4 protein-coding genes are annotated in these 4288 nt (G+C 44.6%); 2 read left to right on the top strand and 2 right to left on the bottom strand.

The annotated features are described in order from the left end of the window. Positions 1–1788 (top strand): class I tRNA ligase family protein (locus BG32_RS09220; protein ID WP_121526725.1); only part of this gene is annotated, 1788 nt, incomplete at its 5' end. 327 nt (positions 1789–2115) lie between these two features. Here BG32_RS09220 and BG32_RS09225 read toward each other — a convergent pair. Then, positions 2116–2472, bottom strand: coding sequence for a class I SAM-dependent methyltransferase (locus BG32_RS09225; RefSeq protein WP_006488071.1), 357 nt, complete (start codon positions 2470–2472; stop codon positions 2116–2118). A gap of 221 nt (positions 2473–2693) precedes the next feature. Between BG32_RS09225 and BG32_RS09230 the strand changes: the two genes are divergently transcribed. Further along, positions 2694–3593 (top strand): DUF1848 domain-containing protein, encoded by a 900-nt coding sequence (locus BG32_RS09230; protein ID WP_006488069.1) that lies wholly within the window; start codon positions 2694–2696, stop codon positions 3591–3593. 464 nt (positions 3594–4057) lie between these two features. On the opposite strand, the gene BG32_RS15840 is transcribed toward BG32_RS09230, so the two are convergent. Then, the coding region (locus BG32_RS15840) for a hypothetical protein (RefSeq protein WP_220660322.1) at positions 4058–4288 on the bottom strand (231 nt) is incomplete at its 5' end.

The raw sequence follows: 4288 nt of genomic DNA on the forward strand, positions 1-4288 counted from the left end.
TACGCAGAGAAGCTGCTGTCTAACCTGGAGAAGCTTGACTGGACCGATACGACCAAAAATCTTCAGCGGGCCTGGATAGGCAAATCCTCCGGAGCTACGATCTCTTTTGAAGTATCCGGAATGAATGAGAAGATAGATGTTTTTACAACCCGTCCAGATACGATATTTGGAGTAACTTACATAGTTGTTGCTCCTGAATATGGTCTGGTCAGTAAGCTAATCACGCCCTCAACACTGCAGGCCTTTGAAAACTTCAAAGAAGAAGTCAAGAACATGGATCTTGCCACGAGAACATCTATTTCGCGCCCCAAGAATGGAATATTCACCGGATCTTACGCCGTTCACCCTCTTACAGGTGAGGAGCTTCCAATATGGATAGGAGATTACGTTCTGGCAGAATACGGAACGGGCGCTGTTATGGCCGTCCCGGCACACGACGAGAGAGATTATGTCTTTGCGAAGAAGTATGGACTGGAGATAAAACAGGTTATCGAATGTGATCCCTCACAGTTGCCCTATACTGAGAAGGGAAAGATGATCAACAGCGGAAAGTATTCGGGCATGCTCAGCGTTGACTTCATCGAGAGGATAGATGAAGTGAGCGAGAGTATAAAAGGTTCGGTGAATTACCACCTTCATGATTGGTGCATCTCGAGGCAACGCTATTGGGGTCCGCCAATTCCGATTGTGTACTGTTATAAGTGTGGAACGATTCCGGTGCCTGAAGATCAGTTGCCGGTAACGCTACCAAATACCGATGATTACATACCGGACGGAAGCGGGAAGTCTCCTTTGGCAAAGAATGAAAAGTTTGTCAACACGATTTGCCCTGTTTGCGGTGGACCGGCTAGACGAGAGACCGATGTATCCGACAATTTCCTTGATTCGGCTTGGTACTATCTGAGATACCTCTCTCCAAAAAATGACAAATTCGCCTTCGAAAGAGAGCTCGTCGAAAAGTGGTGCCCTGTAGATATGTATATTGGCGGGAATGAACATGCTACCCTGCACCTCATGTACTCGAGATTTCTTTCAATGGCACTTCACGATATGGGTTTTCTTCCTTTTGAAGAGCCGTTCACCTCATTCAGAGGTCACGGACTCATAATTAAGGACGGCGAGAAGATGTCGAAGTCCAAGGGCAACATTGTCAATCCAAACGAATATTTTGAGAGCCATGGAGTAGATGCCCTCAGGACATATCTGATGTTCATGGGTACGTTTCTTGAAGGAGGAGACTTCAGGGACAGCGGGATGGACGCTATGAGGAGGTTTCTCAATCGTGTATGGGACATCGCCACTATGCCCGAAGGGAGAAGTTCTACCGAGTTGAAGATAAAGATGTCAGAGACTGTAGAGAAAGTAGAGTATTCAATCAAGAATATCAAGCCGAACACGGCAATTGCCGCTATCATGGAGTTTGTTAATGAAGCTTCGAAAGAAGCTTCTATCGAAAGACAGCTTGTTATAGATATGGCAAAGCTTCTTTCTCCATTTGCACCGTTTGTCTGTGAAGAGATTTACAGTATGAAGGGTGGAAAAAAGAAGACGATTCTTGACGATGGATTCCCATATGGTTATGAGAAGTACGCATCTATGGCCAAGACGGAATTGCCTGTCCAGATCACTGGAAAGATGAGGGGAAAAGTCGTGCTTCCTCAGAACGCATCCCAGGAAGAGGCAATGGAAGCGGTAATGGCTGATGAAAAACTCTCAAAAATGCTTGAAGGAAAGTCAATAAGAAAGATCATCTACGTTCAAGACAAGATAATCAACATAATTATTTGAACGCAGTAAACAATATTCTGTTCTGAATACAAAAATGGAGAGCCAGTTGTTCTCCATTGTCTTCCATAGATTCATCTTCATTTTGATACGGGCTTTCGCGAAACAAAAATACTGGTATTCCCGTATCTTGCATGGTGTCTTACAGGCCTGAACCCAGCCTATTCTTGAACTGCTTGTTGATTATCTGTGGAAAGTGGCAAATCGAAGTGATAGAAACCGTCAGGTAAGTTATTCTCACTTTTCAGAGAACCTTATCTGTTGAGCAACTCCATCTCCTCAATCGCAGTACCGACAACGTAATCCGCTTCGATATATGTTCCATTACCGCTAGACTGCGAAAACCTTCCTGTAGAGCGATAGCTTTTGTTCTTGTCCGAAGTGGTGCATCGATTGAACCGAAATGGCAACGTCGAATCCCTCCAACGGCAATTCGACTTCGAAATAGGAACCGGCAATCAAATTTAGGTCTCCATTCTTGTCTTTGTATTTGCTTCTAAGAATTTCGAGCATCTTCTCTGATAGGTCGATGCCGGTTACCCTGGCCGTGGAATTCAATTTGAATATCTCGCCAATTTCCAGGCCCGTCCTGCAACCGAGATCAAGGATCCTGATTCCTGTAGTAACTGGAACTAGCCTTGCTTCTTCTCTGTAGAATGCAGCGGATTCATTGACATTGTTTTTCATGTGGGATTCGCATGAATCGGCTCCTCTATCGAAGAAAGCTCTCGTTTTTCCAAGTAACGGTTCATTTTCTCTCGCTCCGTTATTTTGCTTCTTTGGCAGGTCAATCTACTTTCTTATATTATAGAAGTGCCGAACGAGTATGAAGCCGATTTTGCCGTAACTATTATGGTGGGAGTCTTCACGGAAGTCTAAAATGAGCTTTTGCCCGAAAGGAGACAACATTGATAATCAGCGCGAGCAGGAGGACGGATATCCCGGCATTCTATTCCGATTGGATTATTGAAAGAATCAGAAGCGGTTTCGCTCTGGTCAGGAATCCTTTCAATTCCAGACAGGTAAGTAAGGTAACTTTGAATCCGGAGGCAGTAGATTGTCTTGTTTTCTGGACCAAAGACCCTAAGAACATGCTCGACAAACTATCTTACTTGAAAGACTACTGCTACTACTTCCAGTTCACAATCACACCCTATGATAGATCTGTAGAGCCCGGACTACGCGACAAGGGAAACATCATTGAGACTTTCAAGAAGCTGGCGGATAGAATCGGTAGTGAAAGAGTAATCTGGCGATATGATCCGATTATAGTTTCGGAGCAGTTCAATTTAGCTTACCATTTTAGAGCCTTCGAGAAGATGGTCGATCTACTTCAAGGGCACACGGAGAAGTGTGTAATTAGTTTTCTAGATTACTACAAGAAAATCTCTTCAGGTCTAAAGAGATTAGGTTTAAGAAGACCGGAAAGAGATGGAATCAGAGATGTTGTTCGGTTTTTTGCCGGGAAAGCAAAGGACGCGGGGATCCATATCGAGACGTGTTCTGAAGAGGAAGACCTCGACGAATTCGGAATAACCCATGGCAGTTGTATTGACGGCAATCTTATAAACAGGCTTACGGGCAGAAACAAACAGTACTCAAAAGACAGATATCAAAGATCTGCATGTAGATGCGTTGAAAGCGTTGACATCGGTTCATATAATACCTGTCTTCATCGCTGCATTTACTGCTACGCGAACTTCAGCCAGAAGATGATCTATAGAAATTACGGGAGGTACGATTCAAAGTCTCCGATTCTCTGTAGTCATCTAGACGCAGGAGACACCATAACAGAAAGAAAAGAGTAGCCGATTCCTGAAGGCGTTCTAGGTTCAAAGATCTAGATTTAGTGTCTTTTCGCCTTTAATGGGTTCATCATTAGCCATATCATCTTCTCTAGAGCTCAGTGATGTTGTCCCTTCGTTGCAGAATCAGCTAAAATCTCGCGTCTTTTCAGTCTTGCCTTCTCGCGTTTCTCTCACTTTGTCATCCCGAACTTGTTTCGGGATCTTGGTTTTGATCTTATCCAAAGACGGTTCTTCACAGTGCTCAGCGGCACTTAGGAACTAGATTCTGAAACAAGTTCAGAATGACGGGCTGTGGCGTTTTTGCCTACGGGTCTTTAACCTGCAACTTGGAACCGAGAACTTGCAACTGGTCTTTCAGCGTATAGCGTCTCTTAGGAACTTGATTCTGAAACAAGTTCAGATGACAGATTGTGTCGGTTTCATGGCCGCAGCCAGCAACTTGGAACCGAGAACTTGCAACCGGTCTACAAAGCCAAGAAGTTAACAGGATCGAACATCAACGCAAAAGTACGGAGTCCAGAAAGACCACGAAGGTCCTGGAAAATACTTCCGATGCCGGAAGTAACTTCCGCCTTCGGAAGCGCTTCTTCCAAACTATGTAGTTGGCCAGATTTAGCTGGACTCACACCCTCCGCCACTACGTGGCCCTGCTCCCTCAAAGGTGGATTTAAGATGGGGATCATTCGGAGCAAAAA

This window comes from Mesotoga sp. HF07.pep.5.2.highcov (assembly GCF_003666285.1).
Lineage (GTDB): Bacteria > Thermotogota > Thermotogae > Petrotogales > Kosmotogaceae > Mesotoga > Mesotoga prima.